Origin of the sequence: Caproicibacterium lactatifermentans (assembly GCF_013315815.1) — a bacterium.
GTDB lineage: Bacteria > Bacillota > Clostridia > Oscillospirales > Acutalibacteraceae > Caproicibacterium > Caproicibacterium lactatifermentans.
In genome coordinates, this window is record NZ_CP046051.1 from 1,304,100 (window position 1) to 1,328,847 (window position 24,748).

The following is a 24,748-nucleotide window of genomic DNA, read 5'->3' on the forward strand; positions in this document are numbered from 1 at the left end:
GTCCAACCGTACCTGCTATAATAGAAGTAAAAACATAACAGAAAGGAAGCTATATTATGGATAACCGCACTCGCCGTGACCTTGGGCTCGCTTATATAGCTGACAACGCCGTACAGAACGAAATGAAAGCAACTCAAAAACTGCTTTATGCCTTCAATCACACGGACGCAGAACAGACCGACCAGCTAACATCTCTGGCCTATCGAATCATCGGGAAAGCCGGAAAAGGGCTGTACATTATTCCGCCTTTTCACTGTGATTATGGAACACACATTTCCGTCGGGAGTCACCTATTTATTAACTACAACTGCACTATCCTGGACGTGGCAAGTGTTGAAATAGGGAATCACGTTCTTTTGGCCCCAAACGTTGCCATTTATACGGCCGGCCACCCCATTCACCCGGCGGCCCGCCGCTCCCAGTACGAATACGGCATACCTGTAAAAATTGGGGATGATGTGTGGATTGGCGGCAGTGCTGTTGTTCTGCCCGGCGTCACCATTGGGAGCGGAAGCGTTATCGGTGCCGGCAGTGTTGTTACCCATGACATTCCCGACAATGTTGTGGCCGCGGGAAATCCGTGCCGCGTCCTGCGCCCCATTACAGAAGACGATAAAAGATTTTACTATCGGGACAAAAAATTCGACCCGGAAGCATGGGCAGCTGTCTGCCCCGAATAAATCTTTATGCCTTTGCGGGCAACTATGCGGTATATTGGAAAATAAGCGGTCAACTTTTATGCAGATGCATGAAGCCATCATCTTTCCTTGACGCGACCTGTCAGATATGCCATAATGTTCTTTAGATTTTCTCAGGATTTCCGTGTCCTGCCTATCCTATATATAGGTGGGAAATCCTGTCAGGCTATAGCTATCTTCATAGAAGAGGAAGAATGAATCAAGTATTATGAAAAAACAAATAAAGCACATTTTGCCTGTCTTTCTTGCGGCGGCAGCCGCCCTGTTGATTGTCATCATTGTGCCGGCATCGGTTTCCGCCGCCTACAAAAGCGCGCAGAAGCAAAGCGCCTCGGACCGCGCGGCGGCCGCTGGTGCGGCACATCTGGAGCAGATGGAAAAGGCGAGCACTTCCGCTGTGGAAGCAAAGGTTTCGGCCATGCGGGAGCAGGAAACGATGGCAAAAATCGCGTCTGGGAAAGGTTCCATTTGGGACCAGTTTCAGGACTATGCGATTTTGGGTGACTCCCGTGCATCTGCATTTTATGAAAATGGATTGCTGGAAAAAGGACGTGTCCTCGCAAAAATCGGCTCTCAAATTACAGATGTAAAAAATCAGGTTACTGCGCTAAAAGCGCTCAACCCGTCCCGCATTTTTCTGATGTATGGTTTAAATGATATCGAATCCGGTGACTGGAACAACATACAGGCCTATACGGAAGAGCTTGGTCAAACTGTATCTATTTTAAAGCAGCTTTGCCCGCGCGCAACGGTTTATGTAAACTCTATTCTGCCGGTGCAGTCCCCTGCCTATCAGGAGTCAACATCTTATTACCGCCTAGCGGAATATAACACAGCCATCAAAGCATACTGCAAAAAGAATTCCATTTCTTATATTGATGCAACCGCTGTCTGTGAAGCGCACACTGACCTGTTTGAACCGGACGGCATTCACTATAAAGAAACATTTTACCCCTTCTGGGCCAACACCATTTTATCTGAGGTTTATAATCATGAAAAAGACTGAACGCTTTCTGATTCCTGCAGCGATGGCCGTATGTGTCGCTGTTCTTCTGCTATTTATAGGTTTCCTGCAAAAATCGGGAAAAATCAGCAAAGCGGATATAAAGACTGTTTCGCACGCCGTTACCTCGGTTACGGATATGTCCCAGATGGAAGAGGGCGACAACAGCATGGTAAAGCGGCTGTATGGTCTAGAACCCGGGAAATACAACGGGACTGTGCTTTATTACCCGACTTCCGCCGCCACTGCCAATGAAATTTTAATTGTAAAGTTGACGGACATCAAACAGCAGGATGAAGTAAAGGCCGCTGTGGAAGCACGGCTGGCCGTGCAGAAAAAGAATTTTAACGGCTATGGTGTCGGACAATATGAAATGCTGCAAAACAGCGTTACAGATATTTCCGGAAACTATGTCTTGTTCGCAGCAACCAAAAACGCAAAAGCGGCGGACGCTGCTTTTCAGAAAACACTCTAATGGGGGCAGAAGCAATGACATTTAGCAGTCTTATTTTCCTTTTTGCTTTCTTCCCCATCAGCCTTCTGCTGTACTATTTGGTACCGCAGAAAGCAAAGAACACGGCCCTCGTTGTAATCAGCCTACTTTTTTACGCCTGGGGCATGCCAAAATACATGGTGCTCCTTGCTTTCAGCATCTTTTTTAACTATTTTGCCGGCCTTGGCATTGCCCGCAGCAAAGCAGCGGACAAACGACACGCGGCACTGACCTATATGGTTATAGCCACTGTAGTGAATCTGCTGCTGCTCGGCTTCTTTAAATATGACGGATTTCTAATTGAAAACATCAATCATCTTTTTCATCTGTCCCTCACCTATACGCCGCTGCCGCTGCCGATTGGCATTTCTTTTTATACATTCCAGGCGCTCTCTTATCTTTTTGACATTTACATGGAAAAAGCACCTGTACAGGAAAATTTCATCAATTTTGCGGTTTATGTCAGCTTTTTCCCGAAAATCACCTCCGGACCGATTGTGCAGTACCATGACATGGTGGACCAGCTGACTCACCGCAGCTGTGACCTTGTAAAGTTCGGTGAAGGCGCCAAACTCTTTATTATCGGCCTTGGCAAAAAAGTGCTTTTGGCCGACGGCCTAAACACAACCTTTACTGCGGTTTCAGCTCTGCCGGCAAACGGTATTTCCACACTGACAGCCTGGGTGGGCTGCATTACTTACACACTGGTCATTTATTTTGATTTCAGCGGATATTCCGACATGGCGATTGGCCTTGCGAAAATGTTCGGCTTTGACTTTGCCAAAAACTTTGATTACCCTTATATTTCTGAAAGCGTTACAGAATACTGGAGGAGATGGCACATCTCCCTTGGACGGTGGTTCCGCGACTATGTCTATATTCCACTGGGCGGCAACCGGAACGGCCTTGCCAAAAATATCCGGAATATCATCATTGTCTGGCTGCTGACCGGCCTGTGGCATGGCGCCGCCTGGAACTTCATTTTCTGGGGCGGTTTCTACGGTGCGCTGCTGCTTCTTGAAAAATTTGTTCTGAAAGATTTTTTGCCCAAGATACCTGCGGCTGTAAAGCACATATTCACCATGCTGATGGTAATGATTGGCTGGGTCTTTTTCTTCTCGCCCACCCTCCCCTCTGGTCTGCTCTGGGTTGGAAGAATGTTCGGCATCGGTGCCCCCGCCGCAGCGGACGCGGCCGGCCGCTATTATCTTACACAAAGTCTGGCATTGATTATCATTGGTGCCTTCGGTGCCACGCCGGCCGCCGCACGAATCGGCCGCGGCATTTCCGCCATGGCACGCGGAAAGTACCGGCTGGCATTGCGAATTGTCAGCTGCTGTTTGATTTTGGTCCTGTCCATGGCCTATATGGTCAATTCAACCTACAGCACATTCCTTTACTTCAAATTCTGACAGGAGGCTATAAAAATGATTGATAGTGATACAGAAGCCTCCGGGAAGGAGACCATTGAAACACGGCGTCGGGCAACGCAGAAAAAGCGCGCACTGCTGCAGAAACGTCTGTCCATTTTAACCGGAATGACACTGCTTGTGGTGGTTTTGCTGACAGTAATCATAAACCTTGTAGTGCCTGATAAAAGCTTTTCCGTAAACGAAAACAGGAATCTGGCAGAATGGCCGAAGTTTTCCGTACAGAGCCTATTAGACGGCAGCTATACCACCGGGCTGCAGTCCTACGTTTCAGACCAGTTCTTCGGCAGGGATGGCTGGATTACATTCAAACTGAAGCAGGACCGGATAAAAGGTGTACAGGAATCCAACGGCGTATACCTCGGAAAAGACGGCTATCTGATGGAAAAGCCGGCGGAACCGGATAACAGCGCGGTGCAGAAAAGCATAGATGCTATCAATTCTTTTGCCGAAAAATACAACAGCGTTCATATGCACATGACAGTTGTGCCCAATGCCGCCTGCGTTTTATCCGACAAACTGCCAAAAAACGCACCAGTACGGGACCAAAAAGCGGACCTCGCAAACATCAAGGCACACCTGAATCAGCAGGTTTCTTTTACCGATGTGACCAGTGCCCTCTCCGCACACAAGAAGGAAAATATTTATTACCACACCGACCACCATTGGACCAGCCTAGGTGCAAGTTATGCGTTTCACGCCATGGCAGGCGGCCTCGGCATACAAAATCCACCGAAAAAATGCGACATCTACACGGTTACCAACCGTTTTGAGGGCACCATGGCTTCCAAAAGCGGCTGTTACGATTATCAGGACAGCATCGAGGTGTACATACCTAAAAACAGTGAAAACAGCTACTATGTAACCTATGAGGACAGCCATAAAAAAAGCGCCTCCCTTTACCAAAGCGCGGCGCTGAAAGCAAAAGACAAATACACGGTATTTCTGGGCGGTAACCACCCGCTTGTGACCATTCACACTACCAACAACAACCGCAAATGCCTACTGTTGTTTAAGGATTCCTATGCCAACTGCTTCGTGCAGTTCCTAACTCCCTACTATGAGGAAATCATTTTGGTAGACCCGCGGTATTACTACGAAAACGTCGGAAAAATCATGTCCGGCGAAAATGTTACCGATGTTCTGTTCCTCTACAATCTGAATACATTTGCTGCGGACACCGACCTTGCAGATGTGCTTTCCTCCGCAAAGATGACAGCAAAATAAAATGTGCTATATAGCAAAAGCCGTTCCCTTCTGTATAGGGAGCGGCTTTTGTGCATTGAAGAAGCAATATTTGATTTATTCCACGGCGCCCATTTCCATGGCCTCTTCTTCAGCGGCATCACGAAGTTTATCCAGCTTTACGTTGCGGGCATACAGAACCAGGTCAATACAGACCATAGCAATATCCGCAAGGTAGAACCATACAGAATAGGCTAACTGACCGCCTTGTGCCCATGTCCACAACTTGCTGAACAAGCCAAATCCATAGCCGGTGACCACCAAAATCTCGAACAAAACGCTTTTGCCTTTTGCAGTACGGGAATGTACCGACTTGGCAATGTTAAACGGCCAGGATACCCCAAACGTACAAAGCATCGCAATTTCACAGATTTGCACAACGTCAATCATTCATTTACGCTCCTTTTGCCACAAAGATGACTCTCTGCTACCCATTTGCATTTCTCTGTACTTTTTATTATACTAAGCACAGCGCAGTCTGTAAAAACTATATTTGCTATTGCTTCTATATGATATTGATATGGATAGGACGGAAATGCTTATGGAAATCACTTATGATTATTACCGCATTTTTTACTACGCGGCACAATACCACAGCTTTACCAGAGCGGCGCGGGCTATGCACAACAGTCAGCCAAACATCACACGCTGCATGAACGCGTTGGAGCAGCAGCTGGGGTGCACCCTGTTTGTTCGTTCCAACAAGGGAACAAAGCTGACGCCGGAGGGGCGTCGGTTGTACGCGCACGTTTCCATTGCTTATGAGCAGCTCCTCGCCGGACAGCAGGAGCTGGCGGGTGAACACAGCATGAAGCACGGGCTTGTTTCCATCGCCGCCAGTGAAACAGCACTGCACCTGCTTTTACTGAAACAGCTGCAGCGGTTTCACCGGCAGTATCCGGGCATTCGTCTGCGTATTTCCAATCACTCTACGCCGCAGGCTGTCGCCGCCCTGCAGAATGGGCTGGCGGACTTTGCGGTTGTGACAACTCCAGCTGATGTGCGAAAGCCGCTGAACGAAGGCATTCTCTATTCTTTTCGGGAAGTTCTCATCGGCGGACCGCAGTATGCCGAACTGGCAAAAAAGCCCCACTCCCTGCGAGACCTGCTGGATTGCCCGTTCATTTGCCTGGGAGAAGGCACCGGCACCCGTGAACTGTACCGGCACTGGTTCGCAGAGTACGGCCTTCCTCTACAGGCAGATGTAGAAGCCGCGACAATGGACCAAGTACTGCCGATGGTGCAGTACGACCTCGGCATTGGCTTCTATCCGGCGGAGCTAGCCGAGCCGGAAATCGCACAGAAACGCATTGTACAAATTCCGCTGACGGAACCGGTTCCTACCCGTTCGGTCTGCTTAATTGAAGATACTGCCCGACCGCTGAGCATGGCGGCAAAGGCACTGAAACAAATGCTGCCGGAAGAACACTGACCCTATCAAAAAAGAAGCGTTTCTATGAAATGGATGATTGCAGCGGATATTCACGGTTCGGCGCTGTACATGAACTGTTACCTATTGTTTTCTATCTTCTGTGTATTGTAATCAGTACAGATTCTTGTATAATATAATGCAATTAAAGAAAATAATGGAGGATAGAGCTATGGAAAACCGGTATGAGCTGAACAAAGACCTTGCACAGATGCTGAAGGGCGGCGTCATTATGGACGTTACATCCCCGGAACAGGCCAAAATTGCGGAACAGGCTGGTGCCTGTGCGGTGATGGCGCTGGAACGCATTCCTGCCGATATTCGGGCCGCCGGCGGTGTTTCCCGTATGAGTGACCCCAAAATGATTCGCAGCATTCAGCAGGCTGTGTCCATTCCTGTGATGGCCAAAGTGCGTATTGGGCACTTTGTAGAAGCCCAAATTTTGCAGGCAATTGAAATAGACTTCATCGATGAAAGTGAAGTGCTCTCCCCTGCCGATGATGTCTATCATATCGACAAAACAAAGTTTCAAGTCCCCTTTGTCTGCGGCGCAAAGGACCTCGGTGAAGCACTGCGGCGCATTGCGGAAGGTGCTTCCATGATTCGCACCAAAGGGGAACCCGGCACGGGAGATGTTGTACAGGCCGTGCGGCATATGCGGAAAATGAACAGTGAAATTCGCCGCATTCAAAGTATGCGGGAAGATGAACTGTACGAGGCCGCCAAACAGCTGGAGGTCCCCTACCGTATGGTACGCTCGGTACACGATAACGGCCGTCTGCCTGTTGTCAACTTTGCGGCCGGCGGCATTGCAACTCCGGCGGACGCCGCGCTGATGATGCAGCTGGGCGCTGAAGGCGTATTTGTCGGTTCCGGCATTTTTAAATCCGGCAACCCTGCCAAACGTGCTTCTGCTATCGTAAAAGCTGTGACAAATTACAAGGACCCCAAAATGCTCGCTGAACTTTCCACGGACTTGGGTGAAGCAATGGTCGGCATTAACGCAGATGAAATTGCGCTGTTAATGGCGGAACGCGGCAAATAAGGAGGCACTGTAAAAATGAAAATAGGTGTTTTTGCACTGCAGGGTGCTTTTGCGGAACACAGTGCCATGCTGCACCGTCTGGGTGTGGAAAGCCGTGAAATTCGTCAGCGTGCAGATATGAACGATTCTTTTGATGGGTTTATTCTTCCCGGCGGTGAAAGCACAGTCATGCGTAAACTGCTGCTGGAACTCGGTCTGCAACAGCCGCTTTCAGAACAGCTTGACCACGGTGTACCGATTTTCGGAACCTGTGCCGGTCTGCTGCTGCTTGCAAAGCAGGTGGAAAATGGACCCACCTGTCTTTCCCGAATGGACATTGCGGCAAAGCGGAATGCCTATGGGCGGCAGTTGGGCAGCTTCACAACTGTAGCACCGTTCGCTGGCATTGACAGCATCCCAATGACGTTTATCCGTGCGCCCTATATTTCCCGCACCTTTGGTGCCGCCCAGCCGTTGGCCGAAGTAAACGGCAAAATCGTTGCCGCACAGCAGGGAAATATGCTGGTCACCGCGTTCCACCCGGAATTAACCGCGGATACACGTGTGCACGCATATTTTCTGGACATGGTCAGACGGGCCGCACAAAAAGCCTCCTAAAATAAAATTCTCTCCATGTAAAAGGCCGCGCCTTACCATTGCTGTGGATAAAAAATCCGAGGACTTCTTTGAATAAAATTTTCCATATGCATTTGGCATGATAAAAAGCTGAAATCCCTTGAAATCTCCGGGATTTCGGCTTTAACTATAATATATGCTCAGTTTGCACAAATAGGCCGATTTCATCATAATAGTGCAAAGTGCGAACCGAAACACCTGTCAGCTTTGCAACCTCGTTTATTTTCAATTCCAACTGTCCCCATCTTTTTACATCTCTCGTGTTATGTTCAAACCATCATCATACTTTACACTATTACGTAACGTAACAGTCAATAGTTTTAGAGAAAGTTTTAAAAATAAAGAAAGAGTCTGCTTCGGGATAATATAAAAATGACAGATAATCCGAGGACTACCTGTCATTTGAAATAAACTATATTAAATTATAAGTCTCCTGCTGTGATTCCCACTCGGTGTTTGAAAATCCAATCTGATTCCAAACAATTGATATATATAATTTTTTGTGCTCATATAAACCTTTTGTACTTTTACAAATAACGATTATCAGAAAAATGCACTTAATATGTACTTCACAACTGGAACGATAGACTGGACCAACTGTCTATGGATACCCAAACAGATATCATGCTCCTGTTTCGGCAATTTTCAGTTCCTGGAGTACTTGCTCCTTTATTTGATAATACTCATCAATCTGTTGCTGGCTGGAAGCAAATAGGGACTCTCCAGCCAGTGTCTGCAGATTCGGACTTTTGGCATCCTTGTCACTTGATAAAAAAGTCTTTTTTGCACTTCCAAGTAAGAAGCAGCCTGCAGGACTGTTTGTAACAGGATAATATTGTCTTTGTTGAAAATCATTCAGTTTTCTTGCCTTATCAAAAGGTAATTTTTTAAGCAACACAAGATATTCCGAATTTTTTTGCAATGGAATCCACATTGGCATATTACAATTTAAAAAATTTCGTTTTTTGAAAGACGGACATACTTTCTGTTAAAATAATATTCTGCCCTTCCTTTTGTATGTTGCCCTTATAAATTTTTTGCACATGAATGGTTGAATATAAGCCGTTATCCCGAACCAGTCGTTCTCCATTGAATTGAACTCGTGCAATTAAATCAGCCTGCTTTACTAAATCGTTCGTATTTTTCACACCTGCATCTTTAAAAACTGTTTCCCAACTTTTTTCTGTAACCGGCAAATAAAGATAAGAAGAAATTTCATTTTTCACACTGTCCGTATAGGAAAAACGAATGATTCCCGCAAAGACGACGCAAGCCAAGCATAGAGCCGCAGGTATCAGATACCATTTCCACTTCATTCCTGCAGTTCGCCTTCTTCCAATTTGCCATCTGTCATTTTATAGTACTGGTCGCACATCTGTTTAAGATCTTCCCTATTATGGCTTGCAATCAAAATAGTTGCCCCGCGTTTCTGTTCCTCACGAATCAAATGTCGCACGGCTTCCACTGCTTCTTCGTCCAAAGCATTTGTTGGTTCATCCAGAATAATTAGCTCTGGTTTTTCCATTACCACTTGCGCAATTGCAAGACGCTGTTTCATACCGAGCGAGTATTTTTTATAGGTGCGCTTGTCCTCCGGGTTCAATCCTACACGGCGAATGCTTTCTTTAATCTCCTCATCTGAAATAATGTGGCGGATGGACGCCAGCACCTGCAAATTTTCAAAACCTGTGTAATAAGGCCAAAATCCAACATTCTCTATAATTAGTCCCATACTTTCAGGAAACGAGATTTCTTTTCCTAATTCTTTTCCAAACACCTTAACACTGCCTTCTGTTGGATGAATTAAACCGGAAACTGCACGAAACAGCATGGATTTTCCAGAGCCATTGTGACCGTAAAATTCGTAGCTTCCTCCTGTCTCCAGCGTTAAGTTAATATTGGATAATACTGTTTGGCCTTTTATTGTTTTTGACATATTCTGAATCTCAATCGCGGTCATGCAGATTCCCCTTTCACGAGTTCGATTAGGTCTTTTTTCTGTAAAATAACAGCTGATAGGACATAAGAAACAACAAACAAAACTGCCATCCATATCATAGAAAAAGCAGTGGTAAATCCCTTGAGTGGCTTATCCCAAAGATTTGCAAGCGGGCTGTCGCTGTGCCAGATATACATCTGGCTACTGGGCGGCAGTAATGAAAGAATTAAATTAATTTGTGAACTCTTATTATAAAATAATACTCCCAGTGCCAAACTGGCAGCATAAAAAATTAGAAGCAGTAAAAAAGATTTGCTTCTGCCAATCGACAACGAAGCAAAATTCTGAACAAACAGCATAAAAAACATCGACACCGTTTGAAATAAGAACAGCCGTCCATATATACTCATACTTTCCGAAGATAGAGTGAATCCACCCACCGTTCCAAAAAGAAAACTGAGGACAAAAATCAGCAACCATAAAACAACAACTTTCATTAAAAGTTCCACTGCTTTTTTCAGCAACCAACGTTGCTTGCTGCCAACCCTTGTAAAAACATACACAAAGTTAATCTCGTAATCTGCCAAAAACACGCCTGAAAAGATATAAAAGACAACAATTTCCGGGACAATTTGCAACAAAACCTGTGATATATCTGTACCATAAACAACGATACCCATAAAATTCTGTATAAAATACTGTTCCATATGGCTGTCCTGCACCGTGGATAAATTGCGAACCATAATAAATAAAAACAGAGCCGCAGCTGCCAAACACTCTAAAAAATCACGTAAATATTTCTTTCGGCGCATACTAGGATACCTCTTTTTTCAGGCTGTCCACATGGTCAGACATTACCGGAAGTAATAGAAATAGCCCCACCGTCAAACCAACCAGCAACAACAACTCTGGCAGAAAGTCATCCATAAAAGGTGGTGCAACACAAATAGTTTTCAAAAAGAATTTGAGGTCTATAAGTGCTTTTGTAGATGAAACCACATAATCCAACAACACGAATGCATACACTACTGCAGCACCTAATACACTATTTCTTCCAATAAAAGTAATCGCGCAAAATAGAATATCCATCAAAAGAAAAGTCAACACTTGCAGGATAAATCCCTGCAGTAAAAAGGTTCTCTGTCCCCGCATACCGCTCCACTGGCCTGCAACTGCCAGTCGAAGGAAAAGCAACAGATACAGATAAATTACATAAGCAGCGCTTTCCAACAGCATCACTTTCAACCACTGGCACCAAAACTTCTGATTGCTTCCAAATCGGACACGCACAGCAGAATTCAGGAAAAAGTCTTGACTAAAAAGCAGGCAGAGAATAAAAAATGGAACCTCAATAAATGCAACGCTCCACATTCCAAAAACAGATTCATAAGTAGCGTCGAAGAAAACAAATTTTCCTTCGTCCCAAGTTGCTGCATTTAATAAATCAGAGAATAAAGGAATAAGGAAAAATAGAGCGGCAAAAGTACTACGATAGCCCACAACTTTCGCTCACGAATTCGCAGTTCTAGATATTTTTTTATCATAACGACTCATCCTTCTGAAAGCGCTTGTACAACACCACAAGTAGTGCACAAATTCCAGCAAGCACCGCCGCAACAATTGGAAACAGCATAATGTTGCCACTTGCAAATAAAGCATAACTGGGATCCATTTTAAAGTTGAACTTCCCAATCAGGAAACCCACAACCATCCACACAATTCCCGGCAAAGTCAGCACTAAAAAGCGACTTTTGCGTAAAAATAAGGATAGAGCAAATGCAACGACTCCAAACAAGCCAGATGTTAATGCTGGAACGAGGCAATACAAAAAATTATTTAGATATTATTTAGATACGGATGGTTTAGCTGAAATGCGGTAAAGCTGCCACCAATTGTATTGCCAAACATATGGCTGTAATTGTCTATATATGGTCTGTCCGCAATCATATATGGTGTACTAGCAGGGCAGCAAATCAACAAAACGACCTGCTCCAAAACCAGTGGAATCAGCACAATTAGAAATGCACCTAAAAAAGAAGTCAGCAGATTGCCAAGATAATAATTTTGCTTTCCTACCCTTGGAATCACCACATTGGCAACGCCGCTCTTTCGGTCATCAAAGCTGTGATATGCATAGGCTAATGCAGCAAGGAAAGGCATTGCCATTCTCACAAAGACTTGATTCATAATTGAATTGGGAAATGTATTTCCCCCATAACTATCGCCCCAATAAAAACCAGTCCCATTCGGTCCCCAGTAAACATAAGCTGGATTTAAATATGTAACATCGGTTTTATAAAATGAAAATAGACAAAAGAAAAGCACACCAAAAATAAGTGCGAAAGACAGCAACAATGCAAAATAAAATTCTCTACATCGCATCATGTCTTTAAAATCTCGTTTCAATTCTTGCCGTAACATAAAATTCCTCCCATAAAAGCGCATTTATAAGCATAAAGAGAGGAATTGCCTGTAAGCAATTTCTCTCTTCCAAGCTACTACATTAAATTAACCGAAATCACACGTTCCGGATAATGGAGTGTTAGATTTTTAACACAGGGATAGTTATAATGAGCATGCCCCGATCCTTTTCCCATTGTAAATGTATCTACTACACGTTCATTGCAAACAAGTTGATATATATCCAAATATATTTTTTTGTTCCAATCAAGCTTGTCATTCAAATACGCATCTGAAACTGCACCAACCCCTTTTTCATAATGCCCGCTAACCGGTGCAATAACCAAAGTGTTTGGTGTCCGCCATTCTTTCAGTTCACAGTTTGTCCAACCGTCACTTCCCGCAAAAGCAGGAGCAGCGTACACCGCCAATTAAAAAGAGAAGTCCCGTATTGGTAGATTCTTTTTTTCTCTTCTGTACGGAACGTTTTCGGAGCAAGTTCATCCGCAAGTCTTTCATTCCATGCTTTCAACGCATCTTTCTACCATTGTTCTTTAATATTATACCACCAATTTTTCCATTTCAAGCCAGATTGTAATAATTGGTAGATTTTTTGCTGAATAATCCGAAAAAGGCACTAAAAATCCAAATGTATCCTGTCCAGGTAAGATAAATCTCCATGATATATTTATCGACGACCATCTGCACATTTTTCAATCCAACGCCATGCCGAAGCTTATTTGCTTTTTCTGTGATAAATCACCGACCGCTATAATTGCGTCAATGGCGTATGCTTTGGATGATATAAAAGATAAGGCAAAGTAGTACAAGAAGAGCAAACCGGCTTAAAATATCCGTCTGTGAAAACAATTGCTTTTCCAAATTGCTACGTACAAGATTGACCATAACAAATAAGATTAGTCTAACAAACAGAATCAGTAAAACCCACTCTTTTTCCAATTGACAGCTATACTGGACTTTTTTAATGGCAAAGCTGAACAGCAATACCGTTGCAACCTGCTTTTCTAATTTCAGTATTCATGCTCCAAATAATTTTATATGCATGGCTTTCTGGTACATTAAGCATTTTTGAAAGTTCCGCTGCAATCATGATAAATCTATTAAAACTTTATTAGAAAAATGGGAGTTTGAAAAAGAAGCATCTGTTTATCTTGATACATCATGGCACCACTGTTAAGTTGTAATTTGCTATTAAGTGTACTCAAAATGCACTCACAAACAAAAAAGAACCCCAAAAGCCTAGAAAGAACAAGGCTTTTGGGGTTTCGTTTTGTTATTCCCACTCGATTGTGGCCGGAGGTTTACTGGTAATGTCATAAACCACCCGGTTAATGCCTTTTACTTCATTGATAATACGGTCGGAGGTACGCTCCAGCACAGGATATGGAATACGTGCCCAGTCCGCAGTCATAAAATCGCTGGTCGTAACACCGCGCAGTGCAATCGTATAATCATACGTACGTCCGTCACCCATAACGCCAACACTGCGCATATTAGTAAGCACTGCAAAATACTGGCTAATTTTTTTAGACAGCCCCGCTTTCGCTACCTCTTCACGGAAAATAGCATCCGCTTCCTGCAGAACTGCAATTTTTTCAGCGGTGATTTCCCCGAGAATACGAATGCCGAGTCCTGGGCCCGGGAACGGCTGCCGCCAGACTAAGTTTTCCGGAATGCCCAGCTGTGTGCCGACTTCCCGTACTTCATCCTTAAACAAGTTCCGCAGCGGCTCAATAATGCCTTCAAAGCCAATATCTTTCGGCAGACCGCCGACATTGTGGTGGCTTTTGATAACCGCCGCATCCCCGGTGCCGCTTTCAACAACGTCCGGATAAATGGTGCCCTGACAGAGAAACTCAATCTTTCCCAATTTACGGGATTCCATCTCAAAGGTACGGATAAAACCCTCACCAATAATTTTGCGTTTCTTTTCTGGGTCCGTTACGCCCTTCAGTTTCTCTAAAAACTGCGGGCCGGCATTGACACGAATCAGGTTCATATCAAACTGTTTCCGGAAAACAGTTTCCACCTGGTCACCCTCATCTTTGCGCAGCATACCATGGTCCACAAAAATACAGGTTAAGTTTTTGCCGATTGCTTTATGCATCAGTACCGCCGCAACGGAACTGTCTACGCCGCCGGAAAGCGCACAGAGCACTTTCTTGCTGCCGACCTTCTCACGAATATCTGCAACAGTCTGCTCAATAAAGGAAGACATAATCCAGTCCCCGCTGCAATCGCATACCTGAAACAGAAAATTGCGCAGAATCTGCTGACCATATTCAGTATGCTCCACTTCCGGATGGAACTGCACAGCATACAGTTTTTCTGAACGATTTTCCATGGCCGCAATCGGGCAGGTCTTTGTGGAAGCGATGGTCTCAAAGCCTTCCGGCACCTCGCTGATGTGGTCTGTGTGACTCATCCAACAAACCGAAGTTTCCGGCACTTCCTGCATCAGCGGGCTCTGCAGATTTTTAACCTGAAACGGCGTTTTTCCATATTCACGCACTTCGCTGCTGCTGACTTTACCGTTTAAAGTATAAGCCATTAACTGAGCACCATAGCAAATACCCAATACCGGAACGCCCATTTCGAAAAGCGCTTTGTCACAGTGCGGGGATTTTTCATCATACACGGACTTTGGTCCGCCAGTTAAAATAATCCCTTTATAATGCTTTTTAGCAAGTTCGGTAACAGGTGTCTTATAACTTTTAATTTCACAGTAAACTTTACATTCACGCACACGGCGTGCAATGAGCTGGCAGTACTGGCCACCAAAATCCAGCACCAGTACGGCCTCATTCTTTACCATCCTGATAGCCCCTTTCTCTTTTGAAATAAAAGGGCGTCAGCACCCGGTTCTGCCCTGTGCTGACGCTTCGATTTTATAAAATTTAGCGGTAGATAATGTCATCGCGGCTGGGACCGTTGGAAATCATCTTAAAAGGCACACCGACCGCTTTTTCCGCAAACTCGATATACTTGCGGCAATTTTCCGGCAGGTCCTCATACTTCTTAATACCACGGATGTCACACTTCCAGCCGGGCAGCTTTTCGTAAATCGGCTTACAGTGTTTCAGCAGTGGTGTCGGCGGGAAGGACTCAATACGCTTGCCGTTCAGGTCATAGGCAACACACACCGGGATTTCGTCCAGATATCCCAGCACGTCCAGCACGGTAAAGGCAACTTGTGTGGCGCCCTGCGCACGGCAGCCATAACGGGTAGCCACAAGGTCCAGCCAGCCCATACGGCGCGGACGGCCAGTTGTTGCACCGAACTCTCCGCCGTCACCGCCGCGGTGACGCAGCTCGTCTGCTTCATCGCCAAAGACTTCACTGACAAACTCGCCGGCGCCAACCGCGCTGGAGTATGCCTTTACAACCGTGATGATATCCTGAATGGCATACGGCGGCAAACCGGCGCCAACCGCACCATAGCCCGCCAGCGTGGAGCTGGAGGTAACCATGGGGTAAATGCCCCAATCCGGGTCCTTCAAAGAGCCAAGCTGGCCTTCCAGCAGAATGGTCTTTCCACCCTGCAGCGCCTCATGCAGCAGTGAGAATGTATCCGCCACATAAGGCTCCAGCATTTCTCTGTACTGCATCAGCTGATTATAAACATCGTCCGCTTTCAGTTCCGGCTGATGATACAGCTCACGGAAAAGGACATTCTTAATCGACAGCACATGGTCAATCTTTTCACGAATGCTGGCTTCATCGTCAAAAAGTTCCGCTACCTGAAAACCAATTTTCGCATATTTATCCGAATAGAAAGGCGCAATGCCGCTTTTGGTAGAGCCAAAAGACTTTCCCGCCAGACGCGCCTCTTCAAAGGTGTCCTGCTGAATATGATACGGCATGACAACCTGCGCGCGGTCAGAAACGACCACGTGCGGTTTTGGCACACCGCGGGACTCCAAACCGGCAATTTCCTGTACCAGTTTTTCCGGACTGAGCGCTACGCCATTGCCGATAACATTGGTGACGTGGTCATAAAAGACACCGGAAGGCAGCTGATGCAGTGCGAATTTTCCATACTGGTTAACAATCGTATGACCCGCATTGCAGCCACCCTGAAAGCGGACAACAAGATCTGCTTTCTCTGCTTCCACATCGGTGATTTTTCCTTTGCCCTCATCGCCCCAGTTTGCGCCAACAATAGCTTTTACCATAAGAGTACTCCTATCCAGCTGCGCCGCTGCAGCCACTTGACAAGTAACAGTATGGTCCTTTTCCTGAACACAGGGATCCGGCCTCTGTCACTGCTCCGTCCACGGCTTATTTAACGAAGCAGAACAGAATTTATTCTACCACATAAATCATCTTTCGTAAACCATTAAACCGTTATGGCCACCGCATCGTCCGGAAACTCCGCATACTGTGCCAGCACCGGCGCCACGGTTTCCTTCAAAAATTCTTCTGTCTGTTGCGGTGCACACCCCACATACTTTTCGGGTTTCACCACTTCCTGTAGCTGCTCCAGTGTGACACCAAAAATCGGGTCATCCGCAATGCGCTGCAGAAGGTCGTTTTCCCCGCCCTCTTCCTTGACAACCTTGCTGGCCGCCATGGAATGCTGCCGAATATGCTCATGCAGCTGCTGACGGTCGCCGCCGCGCTTGACAGCGTCCATCATGATATTTTCTGTTGCCATAAAGGGCAGTTCTCGCTGCAAATGCTGCATAATCACCTTTGGATATACGACCAGACCGTCCGCAACATTGCGGTACAGGTTCAAGATACCGTCCACTGCCAGGAATGCTTCCGGCACAGAAATTCGCTTGTTTGCGGAATCGTCCAATGTACGTTCAAACCACTGTGTGGAAGCCGTCATAGCCGGATTCAGTGCATCGGCAATGACATAGCGGGCAAGGGACGCAATACGTTCACTGCGCATAGGATTGCGTTTATAGGCCATCGCAGAAGAGCCAATCTGCTTTTTCTCGAACGGCTCTTCCACCTCTTTCAAATGCTGCAGCAGGCGAATGTCATTGCTGAACTTCGCCGCGCTTTGGGCAACACCAGAAAGGACATTCAGCACCTGACTGTCCAGTTTGCGGGAGTAGGTCTGACCAGAAACCGGGAAAACACCGGAGAAGCCCATCTTTTCCGCAATCTTGCAGTCCACCGCTTTTACCTTCTTATGGTCCCCGTCAAACAGCTCGAGAAAGCTTGCCTGTGTACCGGTGGTTCCCTTGCTGCCCAGCAGCTTTGCCTTACTCAGCTGGTAGCGCACATCTTCCAAGTCCATCAGAAGGTCCTGCATCCACAGTGTAGCGCGTTTGCCGACTGTAGTTGGCTGGGCCGGCTGAAAATGCGTAAATGCCAGTGTCGGTTGGTCCTTTTCCTTTTCAGCAAACTTCGCCAGCACCCGCAGCACGCTGACAATCTTCTTTTCAACCAGCTGCAATGCTTCCGTCATAATAATAATATCAGTATTATCGCCAACATAGCAGGAAGTGGCACCGAGGTGGATAATAGGCTCTGCCTTTGGGCACTGTACGCCAAACGCATAAACATGGCTCATAACGTCGTGACGGACTTCTTTTTCACGGGCTTCCGCAACGTCATAGTTAATATCGTCCCGGTGCGCTTTCATTTCATCGATCTGCTCCTGCGTAATGGAAAGGCCCAGTTCTTTTTCCGACTCAGCCAGCGCAATCCACAGCCGCCGCCAAGTACGGAATTTTTTGTCCGGGGAAAACAGATATTTCATTTCCTTGTCCGCATACCGCGCAGAAAGCGGCGATTCATACGTATCTTTCAAGTGCAGAGTTCCTCCTTTTACTTTACCCGCTGGATAGGCTTGGTATAATCATACATTTTATCCGCAACGGAAACATTCGGTATTGGCGCGGGGTAATGTCCGGTGAAGCAGGCGTCACAGAAGCCGCCCTCTACACCAAGCATAGGCGCAAGATTTTCCACACGCAGGTAGTCAATCGAGTCAGCACCGCTCATTTTGCCAATTTCCTCAACTGTATGCTGGCAGGCAATCAGGCAGTCCTTGTCCGGAATATCCGTGCCGTAATAGCAGGGCCACCGGAACGGCGGCGAGCTGATGCGCAGATGTACTTCTTTGGCACCCGCGTCCCGCAGGACACTGACCAAACGTGCACAGGTTGTCCCGCGCACAATGGAGTCATCCAACAACACCACACGCTTGCCACGGAAGGCGTGTGGAATCAGGTTCAGTTTCAGCCGAACACTCTTTTCACGCTCTCCCTGTGTTGGTTTAATGAACGTACGGCCAATGTAAGAATTCTTAACAATGCCCTTCTGGTAAGGAATTCCGCTGGCTTCCGCATAGCCAATCGCCGCATCAATACCGGATTCCGGCACACCGATGACTACATCAGCATCCACAGGTTTCTGCTTCCACAGCAGACAGCCCGCACGCTTGCGCGCTTCATAGACATTGATACCATCAATGACGCTGTCCGGCCGTGCAAAGTAAATGTACTCAAATACACACAGGGATTTGTGCCGTCCCGTCGGTTTCTGCACAACGTGCAAACCGTCCCGGTCCGCCATAACAACTTCACCTGGCTCAACGTCCCGCACAAAAGTCGCGCCGCAGGCGTCCAATGCGCAGGTTTCAGAGGCGAAAACGTAGGTCCTCTCCCCTATCCGGCCAATGACCAGTGGGCGGAAGCCGTTGGGGTCACGTGCGGCAATCAGCTTCTGCGGGCTCATAACAACCAGCGAATAGGAACCCCGCAGGTACGGCAGTGTACGTATTACTGCTTCTTCTATGGAAGAAGATGTGACGCGCTGTTGTGCAATGATATAAGCAATCGCTTCTGTGTCGATTGTTGTTTGGAAGATGCAGCCTTTCTGTATCAGCTCTTCGTGCAGTTCGTAGGCGTTGGTCAGGTTGCCGTTGTGCGCAATGGCAATCGTCCCCTTTATATAGCGCATAACAAGCGGCTGTGCGTTTTCACGCACACTGGCACCGGCTGTAGAATAACGTACATGGGCACAGGCCATTTGCCCCAGCAGGCTGTCCAATACCTGCTGGTCAAACGCCTCCGTTACCAGCCCCATGCTTTTGGAAGAAGAAAAAACCCCGCGGTCGTTGGTGACAATGCCGCAGCTTTCCTGTCCACGGTGCTGCTGTGCCAGCAGACCATTGTAAGAAGCGTAAGCGACGTTTACGGAGGCGTCCGGACTGCAAATGCCAAAGACGCCGCACTCTTCATGTGGTTTCTGTTCGTACGCAAATTCATTGAGCAAAAAGGTTCCCCTCCTTGTCAGGTCAGCAAAGCAGGTGCTCCCTGCTTTACAGGCCAATGCGCTTCATAACTTCGGCATAAGCTTCTTCCACACCGCCAAGGTTGCGGCGGAAGCGGTCCTTGTCCAGCTTCTCATGTGTTTTAACGTCCCAGAAACGGCAGGTATCCGGGCTGATTTCGTCCGCCAGAATAATCTGGCCCTTGTAGCGGCCGAATTCCAGCTTAAAGTCGATAAGGTCAATGTTGACGCTCAGGAAGAACTTCTTCATCAGTTCATTGATACGCAGTGCCATTTCCTTAATGGTGTTCACTTCTGCTTCGGTTGCCCAGCCCATAGCCAGAACATGGGAATCGTTGACCATTGGGTCATCCAGAGCATCGGACTTATAGCAGAACTCCAGAACTGGGCACTTCAGTACGCTGCCTTCTGGCACGCCAAGGCGCTTGGAGAAAGAGCCGGCTGCCACATTGCGAATGATAACTTCCAGCGGAACAATCTGCACTTTTTTCACCAGTGTATCGCGGTCGCTGAGTTCCTTGACATAATGTGTTAGGATGCCATGTTTCTCCAACATTTTGAACATATAGTTGCTCATCTTATTATTGACAACGCCCTTGCCAGTGATGGTTCCCTTTTTCTTGCCATTGAATGCGGTTGCGTCATCCTTGTAAGAAACGATGCAGTAATCCAGGTCATCCGTAGCGAAAACTTTTTTGGCTTTGCCTTCGTACAGCTGTTCTGTCTTTTCCATGAAAAATACCTCCGTTATGCTTGAAAATCTATATAAAATTTACGGGAAGGCGAAGGGAAATGTCTGACGGAATGAGTTCCGTTCAGACAAAATTCAGGAATCTGTTGACACTGGTAATATCCACAACACTCAGCTGAGTGGTCTGCACATGACGTGCGCAGGTAAGGAATGCGTTGGCCGTATCCAGAGAAGTCAGGCAGGTAACACCGCACTCCACCGCGGCACGCCGAATGGTAAAACCGTCACGGCTGTGCTGTGCGGTTGTAGTGGGTGTATTGATAATGAGGTCCGCTTTGCCGGAAGTGACCAGCGAAAGCGTATCCCGTTCTCCCTGCCCAATTTTACACACACGGATAGTCGGAATGTCGTGGTCGTTCAGGTAATCAGACGTACCGGCCGTAGCATAAATGGTCCAGCCGAGGTCATATAGGCCCTTGGCAATCGGCAGCACTTCCGGCTTGTCGCTGTTCTTCACGGTGATGATGACACGGCCGTTCTGAATGAGGTGTACACCTGCACCGTAAAATGCCTTAATCAGCGCCTCGTCAAATGTGCGGGCAATGCCCAGCACTTCACCGGTCGACTTCATCTCCGGTCCGAGGTTAATTTCCGCCTCACGGATTTTTTCAAAGGAGAACACCGGCATTTTAACAGCGACATAATCGTGCGGACGCTGCAGACCATACCGATACCCCATTTCCGGCAGCGTCTTTCCGAAGAAAGTATTGACTGCCAGCGGGACAATCGGAATACCTGTTACCTTGCTGATGTACGGCACCGTACGGGAAGAACGCGGATTTGCCTCAATAATGTACACAAGATCATCCTTGACAATGAACTGCACATTGAGCAGGCCCTTTACATGCAGTGCTTTTGCCAGCTGGCGGGTGTAGGAAACAATGGTTTCCTGCGCCTCTTCGCTTAGGCTAATCGGAGGATACACCGAGATACTGTCGCCGGAATGAATGCCGGCACGTTCCACATGCTGCATAATGCCGGGAATGACCGAATCGGTACCGTCACAAACTGCATCTACTTCTACTTCAGTACCCATCAGGTACTTATCCACCAAGATGGGGTGCTCCTGTGCGATACGATTGATAATGCCAATCTGATTGATAATATCCTGGTCCGTATAGGCAATCTGCATGCCCTGTCCGCCCAGCACATAGGAGGGGCGCACCAAAACTGGATAACCCAGTTCATGGGCCGCAGCAATAGCTTCTTCACAGGTAAAGACGGTACGGCCTGCCGCACGCGGAATCTGGCAGGCATTCAGAATCTCATCAAAGCGTTCACGGTCCTCCGCAAGGTCAATGCTGTCACTGGAAGTGCCCAGCACCGGAACACCCATCTGCTCAATGGACGCTGCCAGCTTAATGGCCGTCTGGCCGCCGAACTGGCACACTGCGCCGTCCGGCTTTTCCAGTTGTACAATATGCAGGACGTCCTCTTCTGTCAGCGGCTCAAAGTACAGTTTGTCTGCAATATCAAAGTCAGTGGAAACCGTTTCAGGATTATTGTTGACAATGATGGTTTCATAGCCGAGGTCACGCAGTGCCCAAACGCTGTGCACCGAGCAGAAATCAAACTCAATGCCCTGTCCAATACGGATAGGGCCGGAACCAATGACCATAATCTTCTTACGGTCAGAACGGGGACTGGATTCATTCTGCGTGCCGTAGCAGGAGTAATAATATGGCGTTTCGGCATCAAACTCTGCCGCGCAGGTATCGACCATTTTATAAACCGGATGAATCTTCCAGTCGTCCTCCAGCTTGCGGATTTCTTCCACGGATTTTCCGCAAAGCTCACTGATGGTGCTGTCCAGGAAACCGAAGTTTTTGGCGTGCAGCAGCAGTTCCTGTGTTAACGGCTGTGCCTGCAGATCATTTTCTGTTTCGACGATTGCCTGCAGTTTGCCGATAAACCACAGGTCAATTTTGGTAATGTCATGAATCTGCTGAACGGGTACATGGCGGCGCAGTGCTTCCGCACAAACCCACAGACGGCGGTCGTCAATATTGTGCAGGCGCTTGACGATTTCTTCATCAGAAAGCTTGGCCAGTGATGGGTCCCGCAGGCTGTAAAGATTCTGCTCCAGGCAGCGTACAGCCTTCATCAGTGCCATCTCAAAGTTAGGGGCAATCCCCATCACTTCGCCGGTTGCCTGCATCTGTGTACCCAGCGTATGGCGGGCACCGATAAATTTATCAAACGGCCACTTTGGAATCTTAACGACACAGTAGTCCAGTGTCGGCTCAAAGCAGGCGTACGTCTTTTTGGTAATGGCGTTCTTAACTTCATCCAGCGTATAGCCCAGTGCAATCTTGCTGGCCACCTTTGCAATCGGGTAGCCGGTTGCTTTACTTGCCAAAGCAGAGGAACGGCTGACACGTGGATTGACTTCAATGACGCTATACTCAAAACTGTCTGGATTTAATGCAAACTGTACATTACAGCCGCCCTCTACGCCCAATTCCGTGATAATATCCAAAGCCGCTGTGCGCAGCATTTGTGTTTCTTTATCTTCCAGTGTTTGACAGGGTGCCACCACAATGGAGTCGCCGGTATGCACACCGACCGGGTCCAGGTTTTCCATGTTGCACACAGTGATGCAGTTGCCGTTATGGTCACGCATAACTTCGTATTCGATTTCTTTCCAACCGGCAATGCTGCGTTCAATCAGTACCTGATGCACGCGGCTGCGCTGCAGGCCAAGGGTAGCGATTTCTTCCAGCTCTTTTTTGTCGGCAGCGATACCGCCGCCGCTACCGCCCAGCGTGTACGCCGGACGGACAACAACCGGATAGCCTATCTTGTCAGCAATCTTAAAGCAGGTGTCCAAGTCTTCCGCCACCGCGCTGTCCGCACAGGGCTGGTCAATGCGCTCCATGGCTTCTTTAAACAGTTCCCGATCTTCTGCCATACGAATGGTGTTGGCACTAGTACCAATCATCTCAACATGGTGCTCTTTCAGAAAGCCGGACTCCTCCAGTTCCACTGCCAGGTTCAGGGCATTCTGTCCGCCGAGTGTCGGCAGAATGCTGTCCGGCTTTTCTTTGATGATGACTTTTTTGACTGTATCCGTTGTCAGCGGCTCAATATAGACCTTATCGGCAATCTGCTTGTCCGTCATAATGGTAGCAGGGTTGGAGTTAATTAGAACGACTTCCACGCCCTCTTCCCGCAGGGCACGGCACGCCTGTGTGCCAGCATAGTCAAATTCGGCCGCCTGTCCAATCACGATAGGGCCGGACCCAATGATGATGACTTTTTTAATTTCCGGACGTTTACTCAAAGCCGCTCACCTCCAAGTACTTTCATAAAACGGTCAAACAAGAATGCCGTATCACGCGGGCCGCCGCAGGCTTCTGGGTGGAACTGCACAGAGAAGCACCGGCCATTCTTATAACGCAGGCCCTCAATGCTGCCGTCGTTCATGCTGACGAAGCTGATGCTGGCGACTGCCGGGTCCACTGTCTTTTCATCTACAACATAGCCATGGTTTTGGGACGTAATATAAACGCGGTTGGTCGCAAGGTCCTTGACCGGATGATTGATGCCACGGTGGCCATACTTCAGCTTATAAGTGTCAAAGCCCTGTGCCAGCGCCATCAGCTGATGTCCCAGGCAAATGGCAAAGGTCGGCACATCCGCCGCATATACTTTCTTTAATTCCGCAATCGCTTTTTTGCACTCTTTGGGGTCGCCCGGGCCGTTGCTGAGCATGATGCCGTCCGGCTTCCACTCCATCACCTGCTCGAAGGCAGCGTCCCACGGGAAACACTTCACGGTACAGCCGTGCGCCACCAGGGAACGAATGATGTTGCTCTTAACGCCATAGTCCATCAGCGCAACTTTCACCGCACCGTCGCCGTACACATTGCCTCCCCGTACACTGACCTGCGGTACACAGGATTCCAGCCGATAAGCCGCAATCTTCTGTTTCATTGCCTGCTGGTCAATGTCTTCCAGCCGGTCGGCATAGGCAATCATGCCGCGCATGGTGCCGCTTTCACGCAGAATACGTGTCAGCGCGCGTGTATCGATGCCCTGCAGGCCCGGCACATGATGTGCCGTAAGATAGCTGTTCAGGTCAATGTCGCAGCGGAAATTGCTTGCCACATTGGAAACGGAGCGGACAATATAAGCCCGCAGCCACGGTTTTGCAGATTCTGCATCTTCATAGCAGATGCCATAATTGCCAATCATGGGATACGTCATGACGACTCCCTGTCCCGCATACGAGGGGTCCGTCAGCAGCTCCGGATAGCCGCACATGGCGCTGTTGAACACTACTTCACATAAGATATCGTGTTCATCGCCAAAACCGGTGCCGGCAAAGGTCGCCCCATTTTCCAGCATCAGCAGTCCTTTCATGAAATCACCAGCCATTTCTATAAAATTCAATTCTGCTTAACAATTTTCGCAGAAGAC

The 24,748-nt window shown here is 47.6% G+C and carries 23 protein-coding genes and 1 pseudogene; 8 read left to right on the plus strand and 16 right to left on the minus strand.

The window, feature by feature from the left end:
* Nucleotides 1-56: 56 nt before the first annotated feature.
* The 5 genes from GJQ69_RS06355 to GJQ69_RS06375 all read left to right on the plus strand — a co-directional run bounded on the left by GJQ69_RS06355 (nucleotide 57) and on the right by GJQ69_RS06375 (nucleotide 4,851).
* Nucleotides 57-680, plus strand: a complete 624-nt coding sequence (locus GJQ69_RS06355) for a sugar O-acetyltransferase (protein ID WP_086035540.1) — start codon at nucleotides 57-59, stop codon at nucleotides 678-680.
* A gap of 226 nt (nucleotides 681-906) precedes the next feature.
* Nucleotides 907-1,704: an SGNH/GDSL hydrolase family protein gene (locus tag GJQ69_RS06360; RefSeq protein WP_086035539.1), complete on the plus strand. Its 798-nt coding sequence runs from the start codon at nucleotides 907-909 to the stop codon at nucleotides 1,702-1,704.
* Complete coding sequence (locus GJQ69_RS06365; RefSeq protein WP_157658916.1) at nucleotides 1,691-2,176, plus strand: DUF4358 domain-containing protein; 486 nt, start codon at nucleotides 1,691-1,693, stop codon at nucleotides 2,174-2,176. The genes GJQ69_RS06360 and GJQ69_RS06365 overlap by 14 nt, the downstream gene beginning before the upstream one ends.
* A gap of 14 nt (nucleotides 2,177-2,190) precedes the next feature.
* On the plus strand, nucleotides 2,191-3,606 hold the full coding sequence (locus GJQ69_RS06370; protein ID WP_086035537.1) for an MBOAT family O-acyltransferase: 1,416 nt from the start codon (nucleotides 2,191-2,193) through the stop codon (nucleotides 3,604-3,606).
* 15 nt (nucleotides 3,607-3,621) lie between these two features.
* Complete coding sequence (locus GJQ69_RS06375) at nucleotides 3,622-4,851, plus strand: DHHW family protein (RefSeq protein ID WP_174193298.1); 1,230 nt, start codon at nucleotides 3,622-3,624, stop codon at nucleotides 4,849-4,851.
* A 75-nt stretch (nucleotides 4,852-4,926) separates the two neighbouring features.
* On the opposite strand, the gene GJQ69_RS06380 is transcribed toward GJQ69_RS06375, so the two are convergent.
* The gene (locus GJQ69_RS06380) at nucleotides 4,927-5,259 is read right to left on the minus strand and encodes a hypothetical protein (RefSeq protein WP_236849658.1); all 333 of its coding nucleotides are present in this window, start codon (nucleotides 5,257-5,259) and stop codon (nucleotides 4,927-4,929) included.
* A gap of 151 nt (nucleotides 5,260-5,410) precedes the next feature.
* On the opposite strand from GJQ69_RS06380, the gene GJQ69_RS06385 reads away from it, so the two are divergent.
* The 3 genes from GJQ69_RS06385 to pdxT all read left to right on the plus strand — a co-directional run bounded on the left by GJQ69_RS06385 (nucleotide 5,411) and on the right by pdxT (nucleotide 7,940).
* The gene (locus tag GJQ69_RS06385) at nucleotides 5,411-6,301 is read left to right on the plus strand and encodes a LysR family transcriptional regulator (protein ID WP_086035535.1); all 891 of its coding nucleotides are present in this window, start codon (nucleotides 5,411-5,413) and stop codon (nucleotides 6,299-6,301) included.
* 169 nt (nucleotides 6,302-6,470) lie between these two features.
* Entirely contained in the window at nucleotides 6,471-7,343 is an 873-nt protein-coding gene (gene pdxS / locus GJQ69_RS06390) for a pyridoxal 5'-phosphate synthase lyase subunit PdxS (RefSeq protein WP_086035534.1), read from the plus strand.
* A gap of 15 nt (nucleotides 7,344-7,358) precedes the next feature.
* A complete protein-coding gene (gene pdxT, locus GJQ69_RS06395) occupies nucleotides 7,359-7,940 on the plus strand; it encodes a pyridoxal 5'-phosphate synthase glutaminase subunit PdxT (RefSeq protein ID WP_086035533.1) in 582 nt (193 codons plus the stop codon).
* A 157-nt stretch (nucleotides 7,941-8,097) separates the two neighbouring features.
* On the opposite strand, the pseudogene GJQ69_RS06400 reads toward pdxT, so the two are convergent.
* The 15 genes and pseudogenes from GJQ69_RS06400 to GJQ69_RS06470 form a co-directional block, all read right to left on the minus strand.
* A pseudogene (locus GJQ69_RS06400) lies at nucleotides 8,098-8,187 on the minus strand (MerR family DNA-binding transcriptional regulator); the annotation flags it as partial.
* Between the two features lie 393 nt (nucleotides 8,188-8,580).
* The gene (locus GJQ69_RS06405; RefSeq protein WP_086035531.1) at nucleotides 8,581-8,880 is read right to left on the minus strand and encodes a hypothetical protein; all 300 of its coding nucleotides are present in this window, start codon (nucleotides 8,878-8,880) and stop codon (nucleotides 8,581-8,583) included.
* A gap of 19 nt (nucleotides 8,881-8,899) precedes the next feature.
* Nucleotides 8,900-9,274 carry a hypothetical protein gene (locus tag GJQ69_RS06410; protein ID WP_086035530.1) on the minus strand — a complete coding sequence of 125 codons (375 nt, stop codon included), beginning with the start codon at nucleotides 9,272-9,274 and terminating at the stop codon, nucleotides 8,900-8,902.
* Nucleotides 9,271-9,918: an ATP-binding cassette domain-containing protein gene (locus tag GJQ69_RS06415; RefSeq protein ID WP_086035529.1), complete on the minus strand. Its 648-nt coding sequence runs from the start codon at nucleotides 9,916-9,918 to the stop codon at nucleotides 9,271-9,273. The genes GJQ69_RS06410 and GJQ69_RS06415 overlap by 4 nt, the downstream gene beginning before the upstream one ends.
* Complete coding sequence (locus tag GJQ69_RS06420; protein ID WP_086035528.1) at nucleotides 9,915-10,709, minus strand: DUF2705 family protein; 795 nt, start codon at nucleotides 10,707-10,709, stop codon at nucleotides 9,915-9,917. Before GJQ69_RS06420 ends, GJQ69_RS06415 begins: the two co-directional genes overlap by 4 nt.
* Before the next feature lies 1 nt (nucleotide 10,710).
* Complete coding sequence (locus GJQ69_RS06425) at nucleotides 10,711-11,397, minus strand: hypothetical protein (protein ID WP_174193302.1); 687 nt, start codon at nucleotides 11,395-11,397, stop codon at nucleotides 10,711-10,713.
* Between the two features lie 336 nt (nucleotides 11,398-11,733).
* Nucleotides 11,734-12,318, minus strand: coding sequence for a hypothetical protein (locus GJQ69_RS06430; protein ID WP_174193304.1), 585 nt, complete (start codon nucleotides 12,316-12,318; stop codon nucleotides 11,734-11,736).
* 77 nt (nucleotides 12,319-12,395) lie between these two features.
* Nucleotides 12,396-12,728: a hypothetical protein gene (locus tag GJQ69_RS06435; RefSeq protein WP_157658912.1), complete on the minus strand. Its 333-nt coding sequence runs from the start codon at nucleotides 12,726-12,728 to the stop codon at nucleotides 12,396-12,398.
* Nucleotides 12,729-13,591: 863 nt separating this feature from the next.
* The gene (guaA, locus tag GJQ69_RS06440) at nucleotides 13,592-15,133 is read right to left on the minus strand and encodes a glutamine-hydrolyzing GMP synthase (protein WP_086035524.1); all 1,542 of its coding nucleotides are present in this window, start codon (nucleotides 15,131-15,133) and stop codon (nucleotides 13,592-13,594) included.
* A gap of 82 nt (nucleotides 15,134-15,215) precedes the next feature.
* A complete protein-coding gene (locus GJQ69_RS06445; protein ID WP_086035523.1) occupies nucleotides 15,216-16,493 on the minus strand; it encodes an adenylosuccinate synthase in 1,278 nt (425 codons plus the stop codon).
* A gap of 164 nt (nucleotides 16,494-16,657) precedes the next feature.
* The gene (purB, locus tag GJQ69_RS06450; RefSeq protein WP_086035522.1) at nucleotides 16,658-18,088 is read right to left on the minus strand and encodes an adenylosuccinate lyase; all 1,431 of its coding nucleotides are present in this window, start codon (nucleotides 18,086-18,088) and stop codon (nucleotides 16,658-16,660) included.
* Between the two features lie 17 nt (nucleotides 18,089-18,105).
* Nucleotides 18,106-19,557 carry an amidophosphoribosyltransferase gene (purF, locus tag GJQ69_RS06455; RefSeq protein WP_086035521.1) on the minus strand — a complete coding sequence of 484 codons (1,452 nt, stop codon included), beginning with the start codon at nucleotides 19,555-19,557 and terminating at the stop codon, nucleotides 18,106-18,108.
* Nucleotides 19,558-19,603: 46 nt separating this feature from the next.
* On the minus strand, nucleotides 19,604-20,308 hold the full coding sequence (gene purC / locus GJQ69_RS06460) for a phosphoribosylaminoimidazolesuccinocarboxamide synthase (RefSeq protein ID WP_174193305.1): 705 nt from the start codon (nucleotides 20,306-20,308) through the stop codon (nucleotides 19,604-19,606).
* Between the two features lie 82 nt (nucleotides 20,309-20,390).
* Nucleotides 20,391-23,609, minus strand: a complete 3,219-nt coding sequence (gene carB / locus GJQ69_RS06465) for a carbamoyl-phosphate synthase large subunit (RefSeq protein WP_086035519.1) — start codon at nucleotides 23,607-23,609, stop codon at nucleotides 20,391-20,393.
* Nucleotides 23,606-24,691: a carbamoyl phosphate synthase small subunit gene (locus GJQ69_RS06470; RefSeq protein ID WP_086036831.1), complete on the minus strand. Its 1,086-nt coding sequence runs from the start codon at nucleotides 24,689-24,691 to the stop codon at nucleotides 23,606-23,608. Before GJQ69_RS06470 ends, carB begins: the two co-directional genes overlap by 4 nt.
* Between the last annotated feature and the right edge of the window lie 57 nt (nucleotides 24,692-24,748).

Coding starts and splice junctions, on each gene's coding strand:
- GJQ69_RS06370 (WP_086035537.1), top strand. CDS start 2,191: ATGACATTTAGCAGTCTTATTTTCCTTTTTGCTTTCTTCCCCATCAGC.
- pdxS (WP_086035534.1), top strand. CDS start 6,471: ATGGAAAACCGGTATGAGCTGAACAAAGACCTTGCACAGATGCTGAAG.
- GJQ69_RS06385 (WP_086035535.1), top strand. CDS start 5,411: ATGGAAATCACTTATGATTATTACCGCATTTTTTACTACGCGGCACAA.
- GJQ69_RS06410 (WP_086035530.1), bottom strand. CDS start 9,274: ATGAAGTGGAAATGGTATCTGATACCTGCGGCTCTATGCTTGGCTTGC.
- pdxT (WP_086035533.1), top strand. CDS start 7,359: ATGAAAATAGGTGTTTTTGCACTGCAGGGTGCTTTTGCGGAACACAGT.
- purC (WP_174193305.1), bottom strand. CDS start 20,308: ATGGAAAAGACAGAACAGCTGTACGAAGGCAAAGCCAAAAAAGTTTTC.
- GJQ69_RS06445 (WP_086035523.1), bottom strand. CDS start 16,493: ATGGTAAAAGCTATTGTTGGCGCAAACTGGGGCGATGAGGGCAAAGGA.
- GJQ69_RS06430 (WP_174193304.1), bottom strand. CDS start 12,318: ATGTTACGGCAAGAATTGAAACGAGATTTTAAAGACATGATGCGATGT.
- GJQ69_RS06355 (WP_086035540.1), top strand. CDS start 57: ATGGATAACCGCACTCGCCGTGACCTTGGGCTCGCTTATATAGCTGAC.
- GJQ69_RS06375 (WP_174193298.1), top strand. CDS start 3,622: ATGATTGATAGTGATACAGAAGCCTCCGGGAAGGAGACCATTGAAACA.
- GJQ69_RS06415 (WP_086035529.1), bottom strand. CDS start 9,918: ATGACCGCGATTGAGATTCAGAATATGTCAAAAACAATAAAAGGCCAA.
- GJQ69_RS06380 (WP_236849658.1), bottom strand. CDS start 5,259: ATGATTGACGTTGTGCAAATCTGTGAAATTGCGATGCTTTGTACGTTT.
- GJQ69_RS06420 (WP_086035528.1), bottom strand. CDS start 10,709: ATGCGCCGAAAGAAATATTTACGTGATTTTTTAGAGTGTTTGGCAGCT.
- guaA (WP_086035524.1), bottom strand. CDS start 15,133: ATGGTAAAGAATGAGGCCGTACTGGTGCTGGATTTTGGTGGCCAGTAC.
- GJQ69_RS06365 (WP_157658916.1), top strand. CDS start 1,691: ATGAAAAAGACTGAACGCTTTCTGATTCCTGCAGCGATGGCCGTATGT.
- GJQ69_RS06360 (WP_086035539.1), top strand. CDS start 907: ATGAAAAAACAAATAAAGCACATTTTGCCTGTCTTTCTTGCGGCGGCA.
- GJQ69_RS06470 (WP_086036831.1), bottom strand. CDS start 24,691: ATGAAAGGACTGCTGATGCTGGAAAATGGGGCGACCTTTGCCGGCACC.